Genomic DNA, 21,803 nt, shown 5'->3' on the forward strand with positions numbered 1-21,803 from the left:
CGTCATGCTCACCTCGTGGAGAGACCTGACGCCGTCGTCGACCCCCCGCTGGTACCGGTCGAGGACTATGCCGTCCTCGGGGACGGGAAGACGGCTGCGCTGGTCTCCCTGCGCGGCTCGATGGACTGGCTGTGCCTGCCCACGTTCGACTCGTCGGCCTGCTTCGCCCGGCTGCTCGGCACGCCGGACAACGGTCGCTGGCTGCTGACGGTCCGGGACGCGACGACCGTGACCCGGCGATACCTCGACGCCTCGTTCGTGCTCGAGACGACCTACGAGACGCCCGACGGGACCGCCGTCGCCCAGGAGACCATGCCGCTGAACGACGGCCGTGCGGACCTGGTGCGCCGGCTCGTCTGCACCCGCGGCAGGGTCGAGGTCGAGCACGAGTGGGTGGTGAGGTTCGGGTACGGAGCCGTCCTGCCGTGGGTGCGGCACATCACCGACGACGAGGGGAACGACGCGATCCAGGCGATCGCCGGCCCCGACTCGCTGCTGCTGCGTGGCGACCGGCTGCCCAAGCCGGACGACCACCGGCACGCCGACCGGTTCACGCTGCGCGAGGGCGAGTCGGTCGAGCTGGCACTCACCTGGTCGCGGTCCTGGGACGCCGTGCCACCCCGGCTGACCATCGCGGACCGGATCGACTCCACCCGGATCTCCTGGGGGCTGTGGGCCGCCAGCTGTGCGTACCACGGCTCGTACCGGGAGGCCGTCGTGCGCTCGCTGCTGGTCCTGCGCCTGCTCACCGACTCCGAGACCGGCGGGATCGTCGCGGCCGCCACGACGTCCCTGCCCGAGGACTTCGGCGGCGAGCGCAACTGGGACTACCGGTACTGCTGGCTGCGCGACGCGGCGATGACGCTGGAGGCCCTGCTCGAGCACGGGTACCGCGAGGAGGCGACCGAGTGGCGGGACTGGCTGCTGCGCGCCGTGGCCGGCCGGTCGTCGGACCTGCAGATCATGTACCGGGTCGACGGCGGGAGGGACCTCCCGGAGCGGGAGCTGGACCACCTGGCGGGCTACGCCGGCTCGCGTCCGGTCCGCATCGGGAACGCCGCGGTGGGCCAGGTGCAGAACGACGTGCTCGGCGAGGTGATGTGCGCCCTGGAGCTCGCGCGCGACGCGGGCCTGCCCGAGACGGACGACTCCTGGTCGCTCCAGCGGCACCTCGTCGATGACCTCCTCGAGCGATGGCGGCACCCGGACCGCGGCATCTGGGAGGTCCGGGGCGAGCCGCGGCACTTCACGCACTCGAAGGTGATGGCCTGGGCCGCGGTCGACCGTGCCGTCCGGGCGGCCGAGAAGCACGGGCTCGACGCGCCGGTCGACCGCTGGCGCGCGGAGCGCGACGCCATCCACGCGGACGTGCTGGCGCACGGCTGGAACGCGGAACGGCGGACGTTCGTGCAGTCGTACGGCGCCGAGCACACCGATGCGTCGCTGCTCCAGCTCGCCCAGGTCGGCTTCCTGCCGGCGGACGACCCGCGCCTCCTGTCCACCCTCGCGGCGATCCGCACCGACCTCGAGATCGCCCCTGGGCTGCTGCGCCGCTACCCCACCGAGCGCACGGACGACGGCGTCCCCGGCGACGAGCACGCGTTTCTCGCCTGCTCGTTCTGGCTCGCGGACGCCCTCGCCCGCACCGACGACGTCGAGGGATCGACCAAGGTCCTCGACATCCTGGTCGGCCTGGCCAACGACGTCGGCCTGCTGGCGGAGCAGTACGACCCGCTCGGTGGCCGGATGGCGGGCAACACGCCGCAGGCGCTGTCCCACCTGGCCCTGGTCCGCGCGGTGCACAGCCACGACCTGGCCCTTGCGCGGCGGACCCGATGACGTACACGGGCGACGTGCAGGTGGGCGGGCCCACGCAGGTCCGGGTGCTCGACCTGCTCGAGATCCGCAAGGCCGCGGTCGGGCCGATGCAGAACAACGCCTACCTGCTCACCTGCCGGGCTGTCGGCGCCCAGCTGCTCATCGACGCGGCCGACGATCCCGACCGCCTCCTCGCGCTCCTGCAGGAGGGGACGACCCAGCTCGACCTGGTGGTGACCACCCACCGGCACCGTGACCACCACCGCGCCCTGGCGTCGATCGTCGCCGTGACCGGCGCGACCGTCGCGGCCGGTGCCGACGACGCCGACGCCATCGCCGAGGCCACGGACATCGCCGTGACCCAGCGCCTCCACGACGGCGACACCGTGCGGGTCGGGAACGTCGCTCTGACCGTCGTGGCGCTACGGGGGCACACCCGGGGCTCGGTCGCCCTCGCCTACCGCGAGCCGGGCGGACGCGCGCACCTGTTCACCGGCGACTCGCTGTTCCCCGGCGGTGTGGGCGCCACGCAGGGCCCGGAGGCCTTCGACCAGCTCTACGCCGACGTGGTGGAGCGGGTCTTCGACCGGTTCGACGACGACACCTGGGTCTACCCCGGCCACGGCCGCGACACGACGCTCGGGGCCGAGCGCGAGCACCTGACGGAGTGGCGAGCCCGCGGCTGGTGAGCTCTCAGCCCGCCAGCACCGACTCACGGACCACGCGCCGCAGGACCTTGCCCACCTGCGACCGCGGCAGCTCGTCCAGGACGACCAGCCGGCGCGGCAGGGCATAGCGCGCCAGGTGCCTCTCGCCCCACGCGCGCACGGCGTCGAGGTCGACCCCACCGGCGCCCTGCTCGAGCACGACCGCGGCGACGACGGTCTCCCCGAGGTCGCCGCCGGGGATCCCGACGACGGCGACGTCCGCGACCCCGGGCATCGTCCGGAGGTGCTCCTCGACCTGCGACGGGTAGACCTTGAACCCTCCGGTGACGATGACCTCCTTGATGCGGTCGACGAGGACGACCCACCCGGTCTCGTCGACGGTGACGATGTCTCCGGTCCGCAGCCAGCCGTCGTCGAGCAGCTGCTCCGCGGTCTCGTCGGGCCTCCCCCAGTACCCGGCGAAGACCTGCGGACCCTGGATCAGCAGCTCGCCGCGCTCGCCGGGCTCGACGGCCCGCGTGACGTCCGCGGGGTCGACCACGCGGATGCTGGTGCTCGGGAACGGCAGGCCGAGCGTGCCCGGGCGTCGCGCGTCGGTCAGCGGGTTGCCCAGTGCGACCGGCGACGTCTCGGTCATGCCGTACCCCTCGATCACCAGACCGCGGGTCACCTGCTCCCACTTCTGCGCGGTGGACGCCGGCAGCGCCATCGCCCCGGAGATGGCGTACCGGAACGACGTGAGGTCCGCGCCCGACGTCTCGGCGGCGGCCGCGAGGCGGTCGAGCATCGGCGGGACCGCCGGCAGGAACGTCCCGGGAAGGCGTCGCTGCGCGTCGAGCACGCGCTCGGGGTCGAAGGACGGGAAGGCGACGAGCGTGGCGCCGACGCGGATCGCGTAGCTCAGGCACAAGGTCAGACCGAAGGCGTGGAAAAAGGGCAGCACGCCGTAGACGACGTCGGTGCCGGGCTGGGTACCCGTCCACGCGTGTCCCTGGACGGCGTTCGCGACGAGGTTGCGGTGCGTGAGCATCGCACCCTTGGGCGTGCCGGTCGTCCCGCCGGTGTACTGCAGGAGCGCGACGTCGGATGCCGACGGCACCGGGTGCGCCGGGTCGAGCGGTGCGGCCTTGGCGACCAGCCGGTGCCACATCGGGAAGGCGGGCGGCACCTTTCCGCACATCGCCTCGCGCACGCGGCGTGCGCTCGGGACCGGGAGGCGCAGCGCGAGCCGCTTGCCGCGGGACAGGTCCGCCGAGAGGTCGACGGCGACGACCGCCTTGAGGGCCGTCCGAGGCAGCGACTCCAGCACCCGCGGCACGGCCTTCTCCCAGACGAGCGCGACGACGGCGCCCGAGTCGGCGAGCTGGTGCGCGAGCTCGCCGGCCGTGTACGTGGGGTTGTGCTCGACGACGACGGCGCCGATGCGCAGTGCGGCGTAGAAGGCGATGACGTGCCCCGTGCAGTTCGGCATCACGAGCGCGACGCGGTCACCGGGCCGGACGCCCAGGTCGAGCAGCACCTGTGCCCCGCGTGCGACCGAGTCGGCCAGCTCGCGGTAGGTCGTCGTCGCGCCGAGGAAGTCGACGGCCGCCCGCTCGGGCCAGCGCTGGGCCGCCCGGTCGAGCGCCGCGGTGAGCGCTTCGTCGGGGATCGCCACCTCCTGCGGGGTGCCGGTCGAGGGGGCGGAAGGTCGGCCTGATCCCACGGTGGTCATCTCCCGATCCTAACCTACGGTCGCGTAAGTTACTGGGGAGTAGGTTGTGAGCTCGACGCGCAGGACCACCGGATCACCGACACGCCGTCGGGCTCCACCTCGAGTGGACCGCGGCGGAACGACGCCCGCTCGAGGACGCGTTCGCTCGCCGTGTTCCCGACCATCGTCTTGGCGTTCACCACGTCCGCGCCGTGCTCCAGGGCCCAGCGCGTCAGGGCACGGACTGCCTCGGTGGCCAGCCCGAGTCCGCGGCCCGCCGGGAGGAACGCGTAGTAGAGGTGCGGGCCGTCGTTGCGCAGTCCCAGCCCGATGGTGCCGAGCGCGTCCCCCGACCGCTCGACGACGAACCGCCCGCCCCGGCCCTCGGCGCGCTGGGCCAGGTTCCGCCCCACCCGCTCGCGCGCCCCCTGCTCGTCGACGTCCGCGGGGTAGTACGTCCACTGCGGCACGTCCACGACGCGGGACAGCGCGTGGTCGAGCAGCCAGTCATCCTCCCGCAGCGCGCGCAGCCGCGCCCCGGGCAGGACCAGCTCGTCGGGCAGCTCCACGTCAGGCCTCGGGCGGGCCCAGCACCGACGTGGCCAGCGTGGCGTGCGCGGACTCGTCGTCGGACGGGTGGAACATCCCGGCGAGCACGTCCCGGTAGAGCCGTCCGAGCTCGCTCCCGGAGAAGTACGACCCTCCGCCGGAGACGCGGATCGCGTTGTCGACGACCACCCGGGCCGACTCCGTCGCGCGGACCTTGAGACCGACCAGCTGCGCGAACCAGCGCGCGCCGTGGTCCACCTGCTCGTCGACGTCCCGCGCCAGCGCGAACACCTGCAGCTCCGCACCGTCCTGCGCCAGCACCGCGTCGGCGATCCGCCAGCGGATGTCGGGGTCCTGGGCGTAGGCGCGGCCGTCGAACTTCATCGACGTCCGGCGCCGGGCGGCCTCGACCCCGAGCTCGATCGCTCGCCGACCGATGCCGGTGTACACCGCACCGAGCAGGATCTCGAAGACCGCGAACAGCGCGAAGACGAACGAGTCCGCGCTCGGACCCGGGGGAAGCGACCGGTACACCCGGTCAGCCGGCGCGAGCGCGCCGGCGAGCACGGTGGTGGCGGACTGCGTGGCGCGCATCCCGAGCGTGTCCCAGTCGTCGCGCGCCTCGACGCCTCCGTCTGCGCGCGCGACGACCCCGTGCACCAGGCGCGGCTCGTCCGGGTCGGCGTCGTCGAGGCCGAACGTGGCCAGCCGGGTCCACACGGGCGACAGGGACGTGAAGATCTTCGTGCCGAAGTACCGGTAGGAGCCGTCGGGCTGCTTCTCCGCCCGGGTCCGCGAGCCGAACATCACGAGGTCGTTGCCGGGCTCGGAGTTGCCGAACGCGAAGATCTCCCCCGCGGCGGCGTCGCGCAGGACGAACTCGACGGAGTCGTCACCCCGACCCACCAGGAGCGCCGCGAGACCGGTGACCACCAGGTGCATGTTCACCGCCAGCGCGGTGGCAGGGGCCGCCGCCGCGAGCCGGACCTGCTCGCGCGCGACCTCCTCGAGCGTGAGTCCCGCACCGCCCAGACGCTCCGGCACGAACGCCGTCAGGTACCCGATGCCGACCAGGTCCGCGAGGTCGTCGTGCGGGAAGGTGTTCTCCCGGTCGTGCACCGGCGCGCGTTCGTGGATGCGGGCCAGGACGTCGTCGGTGAGCAGCGTGCGCAGGATCCGAGCCATGTCAGCACTCTGCCACCGGCTCGGGCAGGATGACGCCATGCCCACCTACGCCGTCCGCTACACCTACGACGAGCGCACCGACGTGCGTGACCACTTCCGCCCCGAGCACCGCTCGTACCTGTCCGCGCTGGCCGAGCACGGCACGCTGCTCGGGTCCGGCCCGTTCACGGACGGCGCGCCCGGTGCCCTGCTGGTGTTCCGCGCCGCCTCGCCGGAGGTCGTCGGCGCGATCCTCGCCGACGACCCCTTCGTGCGCGAGGGCCTCGTCGCGGAGAGCGACGTCCGCGCGTGGGACGTCGTGCTGGGGCCCTGGAGCGCCTGAGGCTCAGTCGGTCGGCTCGCCCGTCGTGACGGCCGCCCGCGCGTCGCGCCGCACCTTGATGACGCTCGCGATCGCGGTCGTGCCGAGGATCACGACGATCGCACCCAGGGACACCCCGATCGGGATCTCCGGCACCGCCGCAACAGGCTCGCCACCGTTGATGAACGGCACCTCGTTCTCGTGCAGCGCGTGCAGCACCAGCTTGACGCCGATGAAGCCCAGCAGCACCGCGAGCCCGATGTTCAGGTAGACCAGGCGCTTGAGCAGGTCACCCAGCAGGAAGTACAGCTGGCGCAGCCCCATGAGCGCGAACAGGTTGGCCATGAGCACCAGGTACGGCTCGCTGGTGAGCCCGAAGATCGCCGGGATCGAGTCGAACGCGAACAGCAGGTCAGTGGCACCCAGAGCGACCAGGACCACGAACATCGGCGTGATCAGCCGGCGACCGCCCTCGACGACGGTGAGCTTGACCCCGTGGTACTCCTGCGTGGCCGGGAACCACCGCTGCACCAGGCGCAGGATCAGCGGCGGGTGGAACTCGTCGTCCTCGCCGGCCTCCCCCTCGCGGCCGACCTTCCAGGCCGTGTACACGAGGAACGCGCCGAACAGGTAGAACACCCAGCTGAACGCGTCGATGACCGCGGCGCCCGCCCAGATGAACAGTCCGCGGAAGATCAGCGCCAGGATGATCCCGATGAGCAGCGCCGTCTGCTGGTACGCCTTGGGCACCGCGAACTTGCTCATGATCAGCAGGAACACGAACAGGTTGTCCACCGACAGCGAGTACTCCGTCAGCCAGCCGGCGTAGAACTGGCCCGCGTACTCGGCACCCGACGTCGCCCACACTCCGATCCCGAAGAGGACCGCGAGGCCGATGTAGAAGGCCAGGTACCGCACGCACTCGGCGGTGGAGGGCACGTGCGGCCGACGGGCGACCACCGCGACGTCGACGACGAGCAGTGCCCCCGCCAGCCCGAGGGAGACGATCCAGACCAGAGGGTCGACATTCACCGGGCAGTCCTCAGCTCTCAGTCTTCGACGCGATGCTCGCGTCGCTTCGGGTCTTCAGCAGGCTCAGCACCGTGGCCACGACGAGCGTGCCGAGGATGACGGTGAGGGACAGCCAGATGGGGATCTCGGGCGCCCACTCGACGGGTTCGCCGTTGTTGATGAAGGGCAGCTCGTTCACGTGCAGCGCGTGGAGCACGAGCTTGACCCCGATGAAGCCGAGGATCACGGCAAGACCCTGGGACAGGTAGATGAGCCGCTCGAGCAGCCCGCCGATGAGGAAGTAGAGCTGGCGCAGGCCGAGCAGCGCGAACGCGTTCGCCGTGAAGACGATGTAGGGCTCCTCCGTCAGTCCGTAGATCGCGGGGATCGAGTCCAGCGCGAAGAGGACGTCCGTGGAGCCGATGGCGACCATGACGACGAGCATCGGTGTGAAGAACCGCTTGCCGTCGATCCGCACTGTGAGGCGGTCGCCGTGGTACTCCTCCACCGTCGGCACCAGCCGCTTGAAGAGGCGAACGGCGATGCCGTCGCGCTCCTCGCGCGGGTCCGGGTGCTCGGCGTCGTGGTGCTCGCGCGCGAGCTTGACAGCCGTGTACACGAGGAACCCGCCGAAGATGTAGAACACCCACGAGAACTGCTCGATGGCGGCCGCGCCGGCCAGGATGAAGACCGTCCGAAGGATCAGCGCGATGACGACCCCGACGAGGAGCACCTTCTGCTGGTACTCACGCGGCACCGCGAACTTGGTCATGATGATGAGGAAGACGAACAGGTTGTCGACCGAGAGGCTCTTCTCGGTGATGTACCCGGCGAAGTATTCGGTGCCCGGGCCCCAGCCCCAGGCCATCCCCACCACCACGCCGAACATCAGGGCGAGCGCGATGTAGAAGATCGACCAACGCGCGGACTCCTGGAAGCTCGGGGCGTGCGGCGTCCGCACGTGCGCGAAGAAGTCGAAGAAGATCAGGCCGACGACGAAGACCGCCGTTGCTGCCCAGACCCAGCCGGACACGTCCATGCAGAAACCTCCGGTACGAGATGTGCTTCGGTACCGAAGGTCTCCCCCGCCCACGCGGCCTGCCGCTGCGGACCGATCCCACCGGGCCCCGCGCTAGCGGGTCCGTGATGACGACGGGATCGTGACTGGGGTACTCCCCTTCAACGCGGGCAAGCATAAGCCACGTGTGTGTCGGGCTCGTGTCGTGTCCGTCCCGGCAGGCTCAGGCCGTGGCGGCCTGCATCTGCCGGAGCTCCTTCTTCATCCCCGAGATCTCGTCGCGCAGCCGTGCTGCGAGCTCGAACTGGAGCTCGCCGGCCGCAGCGTGCATCTGGTCCGACAGCTGCTGGATGAGGTCCGCCAGCTCGCCCGCGGCAGCACCCGTGAGCCGGGTCCGCTCGTCGCGCGGTGCACCCTTCGAGCCGAACCCCGGCACCGGTGCCTTCCCACGGCTGGACTGCCGCCCGGCACCCCCGAGCAGCTCGGCGGTGTCCGCGTCCTCGCGGTTCAGCAGGTCCGTGATGTCGCCGATCTTCTTGCGCAGCGGCGTCGGATCGATGCCGTTCTCGAGGTTGTAGGCGACCTGCTTCGCGCGGCGCCGCGACGTCTCGTCGATCGCCTGCGCCATGCCGTCCGTGATCCGGTCCGCGTACATGTGCACCTGCCCGGAGACGTTGCGGGCCGCGCGTCCGATCGTCTGGATGAGCGACCGCCCGGAGCGCAGGAAGCCCTCCTTGTCGGCGTCGAGGATGGCGACCAGCGACACCTCCGGCAGGTCGAGACCCTCGCGCAGCAGGTTGATGCCGACCAGGACGTCGTACTCGCCCATCCGCAGCTCGCGGAGCAGCTCGACGCGGCGCAGCGTGTCGACCTCGGAGTGCAGGTACCGGACGCGGACCCCCTTCTCCAGGAAGTAGTCCGTCAGGTCCTCGGCCATCTTCTTGGTCAGCGTGGTGACGAGCACGCGCTCGTCCTTCGCCACCCGGTCGTGGATCTCCCCGAGCAGGTCGTCGATCTGGCCGGTGGTCGGCTTGACGACGACCTCGGGGTCCACCAGGCCCGTCGGACGAATGATCTGCTCGACCACCCCGTCCGAGATCGACAGCTCGTAGTTGCCGGGCGTGGCCGACAGGTAGACCGTCTGGCCGATCCGCTCGACGAACTCCTCCCATCGCAGCGGACGGTTGTCGGTCGCGCTCGGCAGGCGGAAGCCGTGGTCCACGAGCGCCCTCTTGCGCGACATGTCGCCCTCGAACATCGCGCCGATCTGCGGGACCGTCACGTGCGACTCGTCGATGACCAGCAGGAAGTCCTCGGGGAAGTAGTCGATGAGCGTGTTCGGCGCGGAGCCGGGGCTGCGCCCGTCGATGTGCCGCGAGTAGTTCTCGATGCCGGAGCACGAGCCGATCTGGCGCATCATCTCGATGTCGTACGTGGTGCGCATGCGCAGGCGCTGGGCCTCGAGCAGCTTGTTCTGGCGCTCCAGCTCCGCCAGCCGGTCCTCCAGCTCCAGCTCGATCCCCATGATCGCCCGCTCCATGCGCTCCGGGCCGGCGACGTAGTGCGTGGCGGGGAAGATGTGCATCTGCTGCTCGGAGTGGATGACGTCGCCCGTCAGCGGGTGCAACGTGGCGATCGCCTCGATCTCGTCGCCGAAGAACTCGATCCGGATCGCCAGCTCCTCGTACACCGGGATGATCTCGACGGTGTCCCCGCGCACGCGGAACGTGCCGCGCGTGAACGCCATGTCGTTGCGGGTGTACTGCATGGTGACGAACTTGCGCAGCAGCTGGTCGCGGTCCACCTGGTCGCCCACCGAGAGCGTCACCATCCGGTCGACGTACTCCTGCGGCGTGCCGAGGCCGTAGATGCAGCTGACCGAGGCGACGACGATGACGTCGCGACGGGTGAGCAGCGAGCTGGTGGCCGAGTGCCGCAGCCGCTCGACCTCGTCGTTGATCGACGAGTCCTTCTCGATGTAGGTGTCCGTCTGCGCGATGTACGCCTCGGGCTGGTAGTAGTCGTAGTACGAGACGAAGTACTCGACCGCGTTGTTGGGCAGCAGCTCCCGGAACTCCGTGGCCAGCTGCGCCGCGAGGGTCTTGTTGGGCGCCATGACGAGCGTGGGCCGCTGCACCTGCTCGATGAGCCAGGCCGTGGTCGCCGACTTGCCCGTACCGGTGGCACCGAGCAGGACGACGTCCTTCTCCCCCGCCTGGATCCGCGCCGTCAGCTCCTTGATCGCCTTCGGCTGGTCACCCGACGGCGTGTACTCGGAGATCACCTCGAAGGGCGCGACGGTCCGCTGGAGATCGGTGACAGGACGCATGACACAACCGTACGTGGCACCACTGACATGCACATCGGGCGAGAGGTCAGGCGAGGGTCCCCGCGGACTCCCGCAGGTCGGTGGTGGTCGACAGCGCGGCGCGCAGGAGGGCGTGCAGGGCCGTGGCGGCGTCGTCGACCTCCATCGCCGGTGCGCCGGGGTCGACCTGGGCCGGCGTCCGTGGCACGTGGACGAACCCGCTGCGTACCCCCGGACGGGCGGCGAGCAGGTGCTGCAGCGCGTAGAAGGTGGCGTTGCAGACGTAGAGGCCGGCGGTGTTCGAGACCTCGACCGGGACGCCCGCGTCGCGCACCGCCGCGGCGCACGCCTTGACGGGGAGCGTCGAGAAGAACGCGGCGGGCGCACCGGCGATCACCGGGACGTCGACGGGCGCCGACCCGTCGACGTCGGGGATCCGGGCGTCGATCACGTTGACGGCCACGCGCTCGACACCGACGGCGGAGGTCGAGCCCGCCTCACCGACGCACACGACGAGGTCCGGCTCGGTCTCCGCGATCGCGACCCGGAGCTGCTGGCGCGCGCCCCGGAACGACACCGGCAGCTCGCGCACCACGAGCTCCTCCGGACCGGTCCACCGCGCGGCGAGCTGCTCGACAGCGAGCGAGGACGCGTTGACGGTCTGTCCGTCGAACGGGCCGAAGCCCGTGACCAGGATGCGCGTCACGGCGTCTCGGCCGCGAGCTCGTCGGCCCGCTCGACGGCCAGGCGGTCCCAGAGGTCGTCCACCTGGGTGCGCAGGTCGTCGTCGCTGCCCGCGCCGTCGAGCACGACGTCCGCCACCGCGAGCCGCTCGTCGTCGCTCGCCTGCGCGGACACGCGTGCCTCCGCCTCGGCGCGGTCCATGCCCCGCAGCCGCACCAGCCGTTCGACGCGCAGCACCGCAGGGGTGTGCACGACGACGAGCACGTGGAACGCGTCGGCCTGGCCGGTCTCGACCAGCAGCGGGATGTCGTGCACGACCACGGCGCCGTGGTCGGTGGTCGCCGAGGCGGCCTCGCGCTCGGCGGAGAGCCGACGCACGATCGGGTGCACGATGCCGTCGAGCCGGGCACGGGCGGCATCGTCGGCGAACACGATCGAGGCGAGCGCCGCCCGGTCCAGGGACCCGTCCCCGGCGAGCACCCCACGACCGAACTCGTCCACGACCGCGTCCAGCCCGGCCGAGCCGGGGGCCACCGCCTCACGCGCCAGGACGTCGGAGTCGATCACCACCGCCCCGAGCTCCGCCAGTCGCCGTGCCGCGACGGACTTGCCGGCCGCGATCCCGCCTGTCAGACCGATGCGTTGCATCTGCCCATCCTGCCCTGCTGCGCGCTGAGGTGCAGGGGCCGGGAACGCCGAAGGCCGGCCACCGCGAGGGTGACCGGCCTTCGAGCGTCAGGCGTGGATCAGTTGCCCGTGAGCTTCTCGCGCAGAGCGGCGAGCGCCTCGTCGGACGCGAGCGTGCCCGCGGCCTCCTCGGTGGACGACGAGTACGACGACGGCACGGGGCCGGCAGACGAGCTCGACGACGAGGACGTGGCGGTCGCACCCTCGGCGGCGCCGCTGGCGGCCTCCGCGTCGGCCTTCGCGGCGTCGGCGACCTGCTTGCGGTGCGCCTCCCAGCGCTCGTGGGCCTGCGCGTACTGCGCCTCCCACACCTCGCGCTGAGCCTCGAAGCCCTCGAGCCACTCGTTCGTGGCCGGGTCGAAGCCCTCGGGGTACTTGTAGTTGCCGGCCTCGTCGTACTCCGCCGCCATGCCGTACAGCGCGGGGTCGAAGTCCTCGCTGGCCGGGTCGAAGCCCTCGTTCGCCTGCTTGAGCGACAGCGAGATGCGGCGGCGCTCCAGGTCGATGTCGATGACCTTGACGAAGACGTCGTCGCCGACCTGGACGACCTGCTCCGGGATCTCGACGTGGCGCACGGCCAGCTCCGAGATGTGGACCAGGCCCTCGATGCCGTCCTCGACGCGCACGAACGCACCGAACGGAACCAGCTTGGTGACCTTGCCCGGGACGACCTGGCCGATGGCGTGCGTGCGGGCGAAGGCCTGCCACGGGTCCTCCTGCGTCGCCTTCAGCGACAGGGAGACACGCTCGCGGTCGAAGTCGACGTCGAGAACCTCGACGGTGACCTCCTGGCCGACCTCGACGACCTCGGACGGGTGGTCGATGTGCTTCCAGGAGAGCTCGGAGACGTGCACGAGCCCGTCCACGCCACCCAGGTCCACGAAGGCACCGAAGTTGACGATCGAGGACACGACACCGGGGCGGACCTGGCCCTTCTGCAGCGTCTGCAGGAAGGTGGAGCGCACCTCGGACTGCGTCTGCTCGAGCCAGGCACGGCGCGACAGGACCACGTTGTTGCGGTTCTTGTCGAGCTCGATGATCTTGGCCTCGATCTCCTTGCCGACGTACGGCTGGAGGTCGCGGACGCGACGCATCTCCACCAGCGACGCGGGCAGGAAGCCGCGCAGCCCGATGTCGAGGATGAGGCCGCCCTTGACGACCTCGATGACGGTGCCGGTGACGACGCCGTCCTCCTCCTTGATCTTCTCGATCGTGCCCCAGGCGCGCTCGTACTGTGCGCGCTTCTTGGACAGGATCAGCCGGCCTTCCTTGTCCTCCTTCTGGAGGACAAGGGCCTCGACTGCGTCGCCGACCTTGACAACCTCACCGGGGTCCACGTCGTGCTTGATGGACAGCTCACGGGAGGGGATGACGCCCTCGGTCTTGTAACCGATGTCGAGAAGGACCTCGTCGCGGTCGACCTTGACGATGGTGCCCTCGACGATGTCGCCATCGTTGAAGTACTTGATGGTGGCGTCGATCGCGGCGAGGAAGTCCTCGGCCGAGCCGATGTCGTTGATCGCGACCTGCGGGGTGGCGGGCTTCGCGGGGGTGGTGATGCTCATGTAGGGATGGGCTCCGATGCGGACAGGGAAGTTGTGAGGACTGAACGTGTGTGCCGGCGGCACGGTGACATGCATGGCGGTGACCACGAACCGTTGGGACGCCCCCGCCGGCACGAGAGTGCCGACCACGTACGAGCAGTACGCGTGGGTATCGCCGACGCAACAAGGCGCGCGGCACCGCCGTCCACCCTATCGGGGTGACGATGGGCAGGTCAAAGCAGGTCAGGCAAGAGCCCGCGCCACCGAGAGCAGCTCGTCCGGCACGTACTTGACCTTGCCGGCCACCTCGCTGAGCGGCACCATCTCCACGCGCTCGCCGCGCAGCGCCGTCATGACGTTCGACTGACCGCCGCTGGCGGCGTCGATCGCCGCGACCCCGAACCGCGAGCCGAGGATCCGGTCGACGTGCGTCGGGATGCCGCCGCGCTGCACGTGCCCGAGCACGACCACCCGCGTGTCGAAGCCCGTCCGCCTCTCCACCTCGGCCTTGAGCCGCTCGCCGATGGCCCCGGCGACGATGTCCCCGAACTTCCCCATCGGCGTCTCGTAGTGCATCGACGTCCCCTCGGCGGGGATCGCACCCTCGGCCACCACGATGATCGAGAAGCTGGCGTGCGCGCGGTGCCGGTGCTTGAGGAAGCGCTCGATCTTGTCGATGTCGAACGGCGCCTCGGGGACGAGCACGAGCTCCGCTCCCCCGGCGATGCCGGACGTCGCGGCGATCCAGCCCGCGTGCCGGCCCATGACCTCGACGATCATCACGCGGTTGTGGCTCTCCGCAGTGGTGTGGATGCGGTCGATGGCCTCCGTCGCGATGGCCACCGCGGTGTCGAAGCCGATCGACTGGTCCGTGCCCCAGACGTCGTTGTCGATCGTCTTGGGGATGGCCACGATCCGGACGCCCGCCTCGGCGACCTTGCTGGCGGCGTGCAGCGTGCCGTCGCCGCCGATGCAGATGAGCGCCTCGATCCGCTCGGACTCCAGCGTCGACAGGACGGCGTCGAGGCCGCCGTCGTCGGCGTGCGGGTGGTAGCGGGCGGTGCCGAGGAGCGTGCCGCCGACCGCGAGCTGGTTGCGGATGTGCTGGCGGGTGAGCGGGAGGCTGAACCCGTCGACCACCCCGCGCCACCCGTTCCGGAAGCCGATGATCGTGTGCCCGTACTCGCCCTCGCCGCGCTTGACGACGGCACGGATGGCGGCGTTCAGACCGGGGACGTCCCCGCCGCCCGTGAGCAGACCGACTCGCACGCTGGCACTCCTTGGTCGCTGGACATGGATCGGAGCACTTCGTCGGGCCGCCGGAGGCCCAGCGTATCGGCGTGCACCGGCCGTGGGAGGGGACACTGGTCCTGTGTCTGACGATCCCCTGGCCGAGGCCGGCTACCTCGACGTCCCGCCGTCGGCCGGCGGAGCGGCCAGCCGCTCGTGGTGGGACGCCAACGCGGACGAGTACCTGGACGAGCACGGCACGTTCCTCGGCCCGGCGGACTTCTGCTGGTGCCCCGAGGGTCTGCGGGAGAAGGACGCCCGGCTGCTCGGCGACCTGAACGGCCGACGCGTGCTCGAGGTGGGTGCCGGTGCGGCGCAGTGCTCGCGCTGGCTCGTGGGCGAGGGCGTCGACGTCGTCGCGACGGACGTGTCCGGCGGGATGCTCGAGGCAGGCGCCCGCTACGACACCGACACGGGACGCGTGACACCCCTGGTCCAGGCGGACGCCCGCGTGCTGCCGTTCGCCGACGGCTCCTTCGACGTCGCCTTCACGTCGTTCGGGGCGCTCCCGTTCGTCCCGGACGCGGACCGCGTGCACGCGGAGGTGGCGCGGGTCCTGCGGACGGGCGGGCGGTGGGTGTTCGCGGTGACGCACCCCGTGCGCTGGGCGTTCCCCGACGACCCCGGCGAGGCGGGGCTCACCGCGACGCGCTCGTACTTCGACCGGACCCCCTACGCCGAGCTCGGCGAGTCGGGCAGCGTCCTGTACGCCGAGTACCACCGGACCCTCGGCGACCACGTCGGCGAGCTCGTCGCCGCCGGGTTCGTCCTCGACCGGCTCGTCGAGCCCGAGTGGCCCGCCGGCCACGACCGCACCTGGGGCGGGTGGGGACCCGTGCGCGGTGCCCGGCTGCCGGGGACGGCGATCTTCGTGACGCACCTCGGGCGGCCGCCTGGCTGAGCGCGGCCGCCCGAGACCTGCACGTCAGTGCGTCAGTGCACGCTCGCCTTCTCGGAGCCGGCACCCGTGAGGGACCGGACCTCCATCTCGGCGTACTTCTCGGGGCTGCTCCCGTCCTTGCTGATGTACGTGCCGAGGATCCCGAGCAGGAACGCGAGCGGGATCGAGATCAGGCCCGGGTTCTCGAGCGGGATCAGGTGGAAGTCGATGTCCGTGTTCTTGATCATCGACAGGCTCGCACCCGTGACCGGGTCGACCTTGCCCGACACCACCGGGGAGAACGCGATGAGCACCAGGCAGGAGATCAGCCCGCCGTACATGCTCCACAGCGCGCCCGAGGTGTTGAACCTCTTCCAGAACAGCGAGTAGAGGATCGTCGGCAGGTTGGCGCTGGCGGCCACCGCGAAGGCCAGCGCCACGAGGAACGCCACGTTCTGGCCGTTGGCGAAGATGCCGCCGATGATCGCCAGGATCCCGATGACCACCACCGTGATCCGCGCGACCCGCACCTCGCCGTCGGGCTTGACCTCGCCGTGCTTGATCACGGAGGCGTAGATGTCGTGCGCGAACGACGCCGCCGCCGTGATGGTCAGACCTGCGACCACCGCGAGGATCGTCGCGAACGCGACCGCCGAGATGAGTCCCAGCAGGATCGTGCCGCCCAGCTCGTACGCGAGCAGCGGGGCCGCCGAGTTCACGCCGCCGGGTGCGGCCTTGATGGCCTCCGGTCCGACGAGCGCCGCCGCGCCGTACCCGAGCACCAGCGTGAACAGGTAGAAGATCCCGATCAGCCAGATCGCCCAGACCACGGAGCGACGCGCTTCCTTCGCCGTCGGCACCGTGTAGAAGCGCATGAGGACGTGCGGCAGGCCGGCGGTGCCCAGGACGAGCGCGAGGGCGAGCGACAGGAAGTTCAGCTGGCTCATCGCGCTGACGCCGTACTGCTTGCCCGGCTCGATGACCGCCTCGCCGCCCTCGCCCGCCATGTCGATGGCGCCCTGCAGGAGGTCGGAGAAGTTGAAGCCGAACTGCGCGAGCACCCAGAGCGTCATCACGGCGGCTCCGGCGATCAGGAGCACCGCCTTGATGATCTGCACCCACGTGGTGCCCTTCATGCCGCCCACCAGGACGTACAGGATCATGAGCGCGCCCACGACGGCGATGACGAGGCCCTGGGCCGCGGTGCCGTCGACGCCGAGCAGGAGGGCGACCAGGCCGCCGGCGCCGGCCATCTGCGCCAGCAGGTAGAAGAAGACGACCGTCAGGGTCGCCAGCGCCGCGGCCATGCGCACGGGGCGCTGCTTGAGCCGGAACGAGAGCACGTCGGCCATGGTGAAGCGGCCGGTGTTGCGCAGCAGCTCCGCGACGAGCAGGAGGGCGACCAGCCACGCGACCAGGAAGCCGATGGAGTACAGGAAGCCGTCGTACCCGTTGATCGCGATCGCGCCGCAGATGCCGAGGAACGAGGCGGCCGACAGGTAGTCGCCCGCGATCGCGGTGCCGTTCTGGGGGCCGGTGAACGAGCGCCCGGCCGCGTAGTAGTCCGCCGCCGTCTTGTTGTTCCGGGAGGCGCGGAACACGATCACGAGCGTGATGGCGACGAACGCGCCGAAGATCGCGATGTTCACCCACGGGTTGCCGATGTCCTCGGTCTCGGCAGTGCGGAGCAGCGCAGGCACGGTGCTGGTCAGGGAGGCGATCATGCGCGACCACCGTCCAGCGGGTCACCGTTCTCGATGTGCAGGCGGAGCTGCTCCGCCACCCGGTCCTGCCGGTTGTTGGCCCAGCGTGCGTAGATCATCGTGATCGCGAAGGTGCTCACGAACTGGCCCAGCCCGAGCAGGAGGCCGACGTTGATGTTGCCCCACACCTTGGTGGACATGAAGTCGTGGGCGTAGGCGGCGAGCAGGACGTACAGGAAGTACCAGGCCAGGAAGAAGGCCGTCATGGGGAACACGAAGCGACGGAACCGGCGCTTGAGCGCCTGGAACTCCTCGCTGTTCTGTACTCGTTGGTAGTCGGTCTCAGATTCTCCGAAGGTGTCGGTCATCAGCGCCTCCCGGGTGGGATGTCAGCGGCTCCGTCGCCACTGTGTGCCCGACACTGTGGCGTAGATCACCCCACAGCGCACCCGATACTTACGACGAACCTGCCGATACCCACGCAATTCCCGCGATCGGGCGACATCCGTCAGTGCCCGGCGTCGTGCCAGGAGCCTCCGGCGCCGACCGTGACGTCGAGCGGAACGTCCAGCGGACCGTCGGTGGCCGCGTCCCCCGCAGCACCCATCTGCTCGCGGACGAGCGCCTCGACCTCGGCCCGCTCCCCCGGCGCCACCTCGAGCACGAGCTCGTCGTGCACCTGCAGGAGCATGCGCGAGCTGAGCTCGCGGCGCGTCAGCTCGCGGTCGACGCCCAGCATCGCCACCTTGATCAGGTCGGCGGCGCTCCCCTGGATCGGCGCGTTCAGGGCCATCCGCTCCGCCATCTCACGCCGCTGGCGGTTGTCGCTGGTGAGGTCGGGCAGGTACCGGCGGCGCCCCAGGATCGTGGCGGTGTACCCGGTCTGCCGGGCGACGTCGACGACGCCGGTCAGGTAGTCGCGCACCCCACCGAACCGCGAGAAGTAGTCCTTCATGAGCGCCGCGGCCTCGGACACCTCGATCGAGAGCTGCTGCGAGAGCCCGAACGACGACAGCCCGTACGCGAGGCCGTAGCTCATGGCCTTGATCTTGGACCGCATGGCGGGCGTGACCTCGTCGGTGGGCACGCCGAACACCCGCGAACCGACGTAGCTGTGCAGGTCCTCGCCGGAGCGGAAGGCGTCGATCAGGCCCTCGTCACCCGACAGGTGCGCCATGATCCGCATCTCGATCTGCGAGTAGTCCGCCGTCAGCAGCGTCTCGTAGCCGTCGCCGACCACGAACGCGCGCCGGATCTGGCGGCCGGCCTCCGTACGGATCGGGATGTTCTGCAGGTTCGGGTCTGCCGACGACAGCCGGCCCGTCGCGGCGATCGTCTGCTGGAACGTCGTGTGGATGCGCCCGTCCGGCGCGACCGACCGCAGCAGCCCCTCGACCGTCTGGCGCAGGCGGATGGCGTCGCGGTGCGCGAGCAGGTGCTCGAGGAAGGGGTGCTGGGTGCGTGCGAACAGGTCCGTGAGCGCCGCCGCGTCGGTGGTGTAGCCCGTCTTGATCTTCTTCGTCTTCGGCATGCCCAGCTGGTCGAACAGCACCTCCTGGAGCTGCTTGGGCGAGCCGAGGTTCACCTCACGACCGATCACCGCGTACGCCTCGGCGGCCGCGTTCTGCACCTGCCCGTCGAACGACTTCTCCAGTCCCGACAGGTAGCCCGAGTCGATCGCGATCCCGGTGCGCTCCATGCGCGCCAGCACGTCGACCAGCGGCAGCTCGAGGTTCTCCAGCAGGCCCGTGGCGCCGCGGTCGGACAGCTCACCGCTCAGCACGTCGGCGAGGTCGCGGACCGCGGCTGCCCGGACGGCGGCCCGTCGGCCCTCGTCGGTGCCGTCCAGCTCGAGGTCCAGGGCACCCTGACCGCTGCTCGACACCTCGTCGGCGCCGAGCTCGCGGTGCAGGTAGCCGATGGCGAGGTCCGTCAGGTCGTACGCCCGGCGGTCCGGCTGGCACAGGTACGCGGCGAGCTCGGTGTCCAGGACGACGCCGGCGATGGGCAGCCCGCGCCCGGTCAGCGCGTGCCACGCCTCCTTGGACGCGTGCACGATCTTGGGGGCGGCCGGATCCGCGAGCCACGCCGCGAGCGCGGTCTCGTCGGCCGGCTGGATCTCCTGCAGGTCGAACGACGCCGCCTGACCGTCGGGGTCCGCCAGCGCGATCCCCCACGCGTCACCGCTGGCGGGCGACCCCGACCCGCGGACGTCGACACCCAGCGGGCGTCCCGCCCGGGCGTCGAGCCACCCGGCGAGCTCGCCCGCGCCCAGGACCGTGTGGTCGATCTGGGCCGCCGCGACCGTCCCGGGCCCCTCGCCCTTCTCGTCCGGCAGCATGGCGAACAGACGGTCCCGGATCGCGCGGAACTCGAGCTCCTCCAGGATCGCGTGCAGCGCCGGGCGGTCCCATGGCCGCGCCGCGAGGTCCTCGGGGCCCAGCGGCAGCTCCAGGTCCGTGAGCAGCGCGTTGAGCTGGCGGTTGAGGCGAACCTGGTCGAGGTTGTCCCGCAGCGACTCCCCCGCCTTGCCCGGCACCTGGTCCGCGGCGTCGAGGATGCCCTGGAGCCCGTCGTACTGCCCGATCCACTTGGCGGCCGTCTTCGGGCCGACGCCGGGGATGCCAGGCAGGTTGTCGCTGGACTCCCCGACGAGCGCTGCGAGATCCGGGTAGCGGTGCGGCGGCACCCCGTACTTCGCCTCGACGGCGGCCGGGGTCATGCGCGCGAGCTCGGAGACGCCCTTGACGGGGTACAGCACCGTCACGTCGTCGTTGACCAGCTGGAGCGCGTCGCGGTCGCCGGTGCAGATGAGGACCTGCATCCCCTGGGCACGCGCCTGCACGGAGAGGGTGGCCAGGATGTCGTCGGCCTCGAACTGCGGCTTGCTCAGCGACGGGATGTGCATGGTCTCCAGGACCCGCTCGATCACCGCCACCTGCCCCTTGAACGGCGCGGGCGTCGCGTCACGGTTGCCCTTGTAGGCCTCGTAGACCTCGGTCCGGAACGTGGTCCGGCCGGCGTCGAAGGCGACGGCGACGTGCGTCGGCTCCTCGTCGCGGAGCAGGTTCGCGATCATCGAGAAGAACCCGAACACCGCGTTGGTGGGCTCCCCGGCCGACGTCGCGAACTTGTCCACCGGGAGCGCGAAGAACGCCCGGTAGGCCATCGAGTGACCGTCGATCAGGAGAAGTCGGGCAGGCGTTCCGGGGGTGGCCGGCGGAACCGCTGGCAGTGCGTCGCTCACGGGTGCCAACCTATCTGCCATGTCCGACACCACGACGCCGTCCCCCGCTGCCTACCCGTACAGCGGCACCCTCATCGAGCGCATGGGCATCGAGGTGCTCGAGGCGTCCGCGCAGCGCGTCGTCGGCACCATGCCCGTCGCCGGCAACACCCAGCCCTACGGCCTGCTGCACGGCGGCGCGTCCGCCGTGCTGGCGGAGACGCTCGGGTCGATCGCGGCGATGGCGCACGCCGGCGAGGGCCGGGCCGCGGTCGGGATCGAGCTCAACGCGACGCACCACCGCTCGGCCCGCTCGGGCGTCGTCACGGGAACCGCGACGGCCCTCCACCTCGGAGGGCGCCTGGCGACCTACCAGGTGGTGGTCGAGGACGAGGACGGCCGACCGCTCTGCACCGCACGGTTGACCTGCATGGTGATCGAGGCGCGCCCCTGATCCGCTCCGGACGACCGCGCGGGCGCCACCGGCTCCTCGACGACGGGCTGGCGCGCGGCGCGGGCCTGCCGACGCCGGGCGATGAGGTCCTCCAGGCCGCGAGGGCCTGAGCGGCGGACCGATCCCGGGGCACCGACGTGGCCGCTCTCGTGGGTGAGCTTGCGCTGCAGTGCTGCCGTGGTCACGACGCGGTGGGACGCGGCCGGCGCGAAGCCCAGCCGGGCCAGGAACCGCTGCATCCCCCGGGCGCCGGGCAGGGGCGACGAGTACATCTCGGTCGCGCCGGCCTCGTCGGCCACCGTCGTCGCGCCGACCAGCAGCGCGTGCCCGAGACCGCGGCGGCGGGCCGTCGGCAGGACGTAGATGGCCTCGATGTCGAGGCTGACGAGGTCGGTGAAGGGACCGGGTCCGACCACGCGGGCCAGCAACAGGCCGGCGGGCTCGTCGTCGAGGAACGCCACGAGCACCCGTCCGCCACGGGCCGCCAGGAGCGCTCCGAGCTGGTCGCGCAGCCGGTCGGCGTCATCGGTGCAGAGCTGGGCTCCCACGGCGGCCTCACGCCGCGCAGCGAGGCAGAGCGCGACGAGGCTCTCCATGTCGCCCGGCAGGGCTTCGCGGACCTGCACTCCGAGTCGCACGGCAGCTGTACCTCCAGACGGGACGAGGGGGATCCGGTCAGGATGACGTCATCTGTCCTCGATCGAGGATGGCGCCGTCCTCGATCATGGACCAGCCTGGTCCGCAGGGCCAGTCCTGGGCCATCGCTCATCCGAATGACAGGCGT

19 protein-coding genes are annotated in these 21,803 nt (G+C 71.0%); 5 read left to right on the top strand and 14 right to left on the bottom strand.

What is annotated here, in order from left to right; all coding sequences use genetic code 11:
• Positions 1 to 15 precede the first annotated feature (15 nt).
• Together J2X26_RS14945 and J2X26_RS14950 are read left to right on the top strand one after the other, a co-directional pair.
• Complete coding sequence (locus J2X26_RS14945; RefSeq protein WP_307493497.1) at positions 16 to 1,839, top strand: glycoside hydrolase family 15 protein; 1,824 nt, start codon at positions 16 to 18, stop codon at positions 1,837 to 1,839.
• Positions 1,836 to 2,507 (top strand): MBL fold metallo-hydrolase, encoded by a 672-nt coding sequence (locus tag J2X26_RS14950; protein WP_307493498.1) that lies wholly within the window; start codon positions 1,836 to 1,838, stop codon positions 2,505 to 2,507. The genes J2X26_RS14945 and J2X26_RS14950 overlap by 4 nt, the downstream gene beginning before the upstream one ends.
• Positions 2,508 to 2,511: 4 nt before the next feature.
• Here J2X26_RS14950 and J2X26_RS14955 read toward each other — a convergent pair whose 3' ends face one another.
• From J2X26_RS14955 to J2X26_RS14965, 3 genes are read right to left on the bottom strand one after another with little or no spacing between them, the layout of a single operon-like run.
• On the bottom strand, positions 2,512 to 4,200 hold the full coding sequence (locus J2X26_RS14955; RefSeq protein ID WP_307493499.1) for an AMP-binding protein: 1,689 nt from the start codon (positions 4,198 to 4,200) through the stop codon (positions 2,512 to 2,514).
• A gap of 29 nt (positions 4,201 to 4,229) precedes the next feature.
• Positions 4,230 to 4,748: a GNAT family N-acetyltransferase gene (locus J2X26_RS14960; protein ID WP_307493500.1), complete on the bottom strand. Its 519-nt coding sequence runs from the start codon at positions 4,746 to 4,748 to the stop codon at positions 4,230 to 4,232.
• A 1-nt stretch (position 4,749) separates the two neighbouring features.
• Entirely contained in the window at positions 4,750 to 5,913 is a 1,164-nt protein-coding gene (locus J2X26_RS14965; RefSeq protein ID WP_307493501.1) for an acyl-CoA dehydrogenase family protein, read from the bottom strand.
• A 37-nt stretch (positions 5,914 to 5,950) separates the two neighbouring features.
• Here J2X26_RS14965 and J2X26_RS14970 point away from each other — a divergent pair, with 37 nt between their 5' ends.
• The gene (locus J2X26_RS14970) at positions 5,951 to 6,235 is read left to right on the top strand and encodes a YciI family protein (RefSeq protein ID WP_307493502.1); all 285 of its coding nucleotides are present in this window, start codon (positions 5,951 to 5,953) and stop codon (positions 6,233 to 6,235) included.
• A 3-nt stretch (positions 6,236 to 6,238) separates the two neighbouring features.
• Here the strand turns inward: J2X26_RS14970 and J2X26_RS14975 are convergent, their stop codons facing one another.
• The 7 genes from J2X26_RS14975 to J2X26_RS15005 form a co-directional block, all read right to left on the bottom strand.
• Complete coding sequence (locus J2X26_RS14975) at positions 6,239 to 7,246, bottom strand: TerC/Alx family metal homeostasis membrane protein (RefSeq protein WP_307493503.1); 1,008 nt, start codon at positions 7,244 to 7,246, stop codon at positions 6,239 to 6,241.
• A gap of 10 nt (positions 7,247 to 7,256) precedes the next feature.
• The gene (locus J2X26_RS14980) at positions 7,257 to 8,264 is read right to left on the bottom strand and encodes a TerC family protein (protein WP_307493504.1); all 1,008 of its coding nucleotides are present in this window, start codon (positions 8,262 to 8,264) and stop codon (positions 7,257 to 7,259) included.
• A gap of 202 nt (positions 8,265 to 8,466) precedes the next feature.
• A complete protein-coding gene (gene uvrB, locus J2X26_RS14985; RefSeq protein WP_307493505.1) occupies positions 8,467 to 10,572 on the bottom strand; it encodes an excinuclease ABC subunit UvrB in 2,106 nt (701 codons plus the stop codon).
• 46 nt (positions 10,573 to 10,618) lie between these two features.
• The gene (gene pcp, locus J2X26_RS14990; protein ID WP_307493506.1) at positions 10,619 to 11,257 is read right to left on the bottom strand and encodes a pyroglutamyl-peptidase I; all 639 of its coding nucleotides are present in this window, start codon (positions 11,255 to 11,257) and stop codon (positions 10,619 to 10,621) included.
• Positions 11,254 to 11,883: a dephospho-CoA kinase gene (gene coaE, locus J2X26_RS14995; RefSeq protein WP_307493507.1), complete on the bottom strand. Its 630-nt coding sequence runs from the start codon at positions 11,881 to 11,883 to the stop codon at positions 11,254 to 11,256. Before coaE ends, pcp begins: the two co-directional genes overlap by 4 nt.
• A 98-nt stretch (positions 11,884 to 11,981) precedes the next feature.
• Entirely contained in the window at positions 11,982 to 13,487 is a 1,506-nt protein-coding gene (gene rpsA / locus J2X26_RS15000) for a 30S ribosomal protein S1 (RefSeq protein WP_055914880.1), read from the bottom strand.
• 222 nt (positions 13,488 to 13,709) lie between these two features.
• Entirely contained in the window at positions 13,710 to 14,735 is a 1,026-nt protein-coding gene (locus J2X26_RS15005) for a 6-phosphofructokinase (protein ID WP_307493508.1), read from the bottom strand.
• A gap of 103 nt (positions 14,736 to 14,838) precedes the next feature.
• Here J2X26_RS15005 and J2X26_RS15010 point away from each other — a divergent pair, with 103 nt between their 5' ends.
• Complete coding sequence (locus J2X26_RS15010) at positions 14,839 to 15,657, top strand: class I SAM-dependent methyltransferase (protein WP_307493509.1); 819 nt, start codon at positions 14,839 to 14,841, stop codon at positions 15,655 to 15,657.
• 32 nt (positions 15,658 to 15,689) lie between these two features.
• Here the strand turns inward: J2X26_RS15010 and J2X26_RS15015 are convergent, their stop codons facing one another.
• The 3 genes from J2X26_RS15015 to polA form a co-directional block, all read right to left on the bottom strand.
• Complete coding sequence (locus J2X26_RS15015) at positions 15,690 to 17,360, bottom strand: solute symporter family protein (protein ID WP_307493510.1); 1,671 nt, start codon at positions 17,358 to 17,360, stop codon at positions 15,690 to 15,692.
• A complete protein-coding gene (locus tag J2X26_RS15020; RefSeq protein ID WP_307493511.1) occupies positions 17,357 to 17,707 on the bottom strand; it encodes a DUF485 domain-containing protein in 351 nt (116 codons plus the stop codon). Before J2X26_RS15020 ends, J2X26_RS15015 begins: the two co-directional genes overlap by 4 nt.
• 140 nt (positions 17,708 to 17,847) lie before the next feature.
• Positions 17,848 to 20,607 carry a DNA polymerase I gene (gene polA / locus J2X26_RS15025; protein ID WP_307493512.1) on the bottom strand — a complete coding sequence of 920 codons (2,760 nt, stop codon included), beginning with the start codon at positions 20,605 to 20,607 and terminating at the stop codon, positions 17,848 to 17,850.
• Between polA and J2X26_RS15030 the strand changes: the two genes are divergently transcribed.
• The gene (locus tag J2X26_RS15030) at positions 20,606 to 21,019 is read left to right on the top strand and encodes a PaaI family thioesterase (protein ID WP_307493513.1); all 414 of its coding nucleotides are present in this window, start codon (positions 20,606 to 20,608) and stop codon (positions 21,017 to 21,019) included. The genes polA and J2X26_RS15030 overlap by 2 nt on opposite strands.
• Here the strand turns inward: J2X26_RS15030 and J2X26_RS15035 are convergent.
• Positions 20,935 to 21,657 carry a GNAT family N-acetyltransferase gene (locus J2X26_RS15035; protein WP_307493514.1) on the bottom strand — a complete coding sequence of 241 codons (723 nt, stop codon included), beginning with the start codon at positions 21,655 to 21,657 and terminating at the stop codon, positions 20,935 to 20,937. The two genes, J2X26_RS15030 and J2X26_RS15035, sit on opposite strands and share 85 nt — an antisense overlap.
• Positions 21,658 to 21,803 lie beyond the last annotated feature (146 nt).

It is taken from the genome of Cellulomonas humilata, from assembly GCF_030814415.1.
In the GTDB taxonomy this organism is placed as follows: Bacteria; Actinomycetota; Actinomycetes; order Actinomycetales; family Cellulomonadaceae; genus Cellulomonas; species Cellulomonas humilata_A.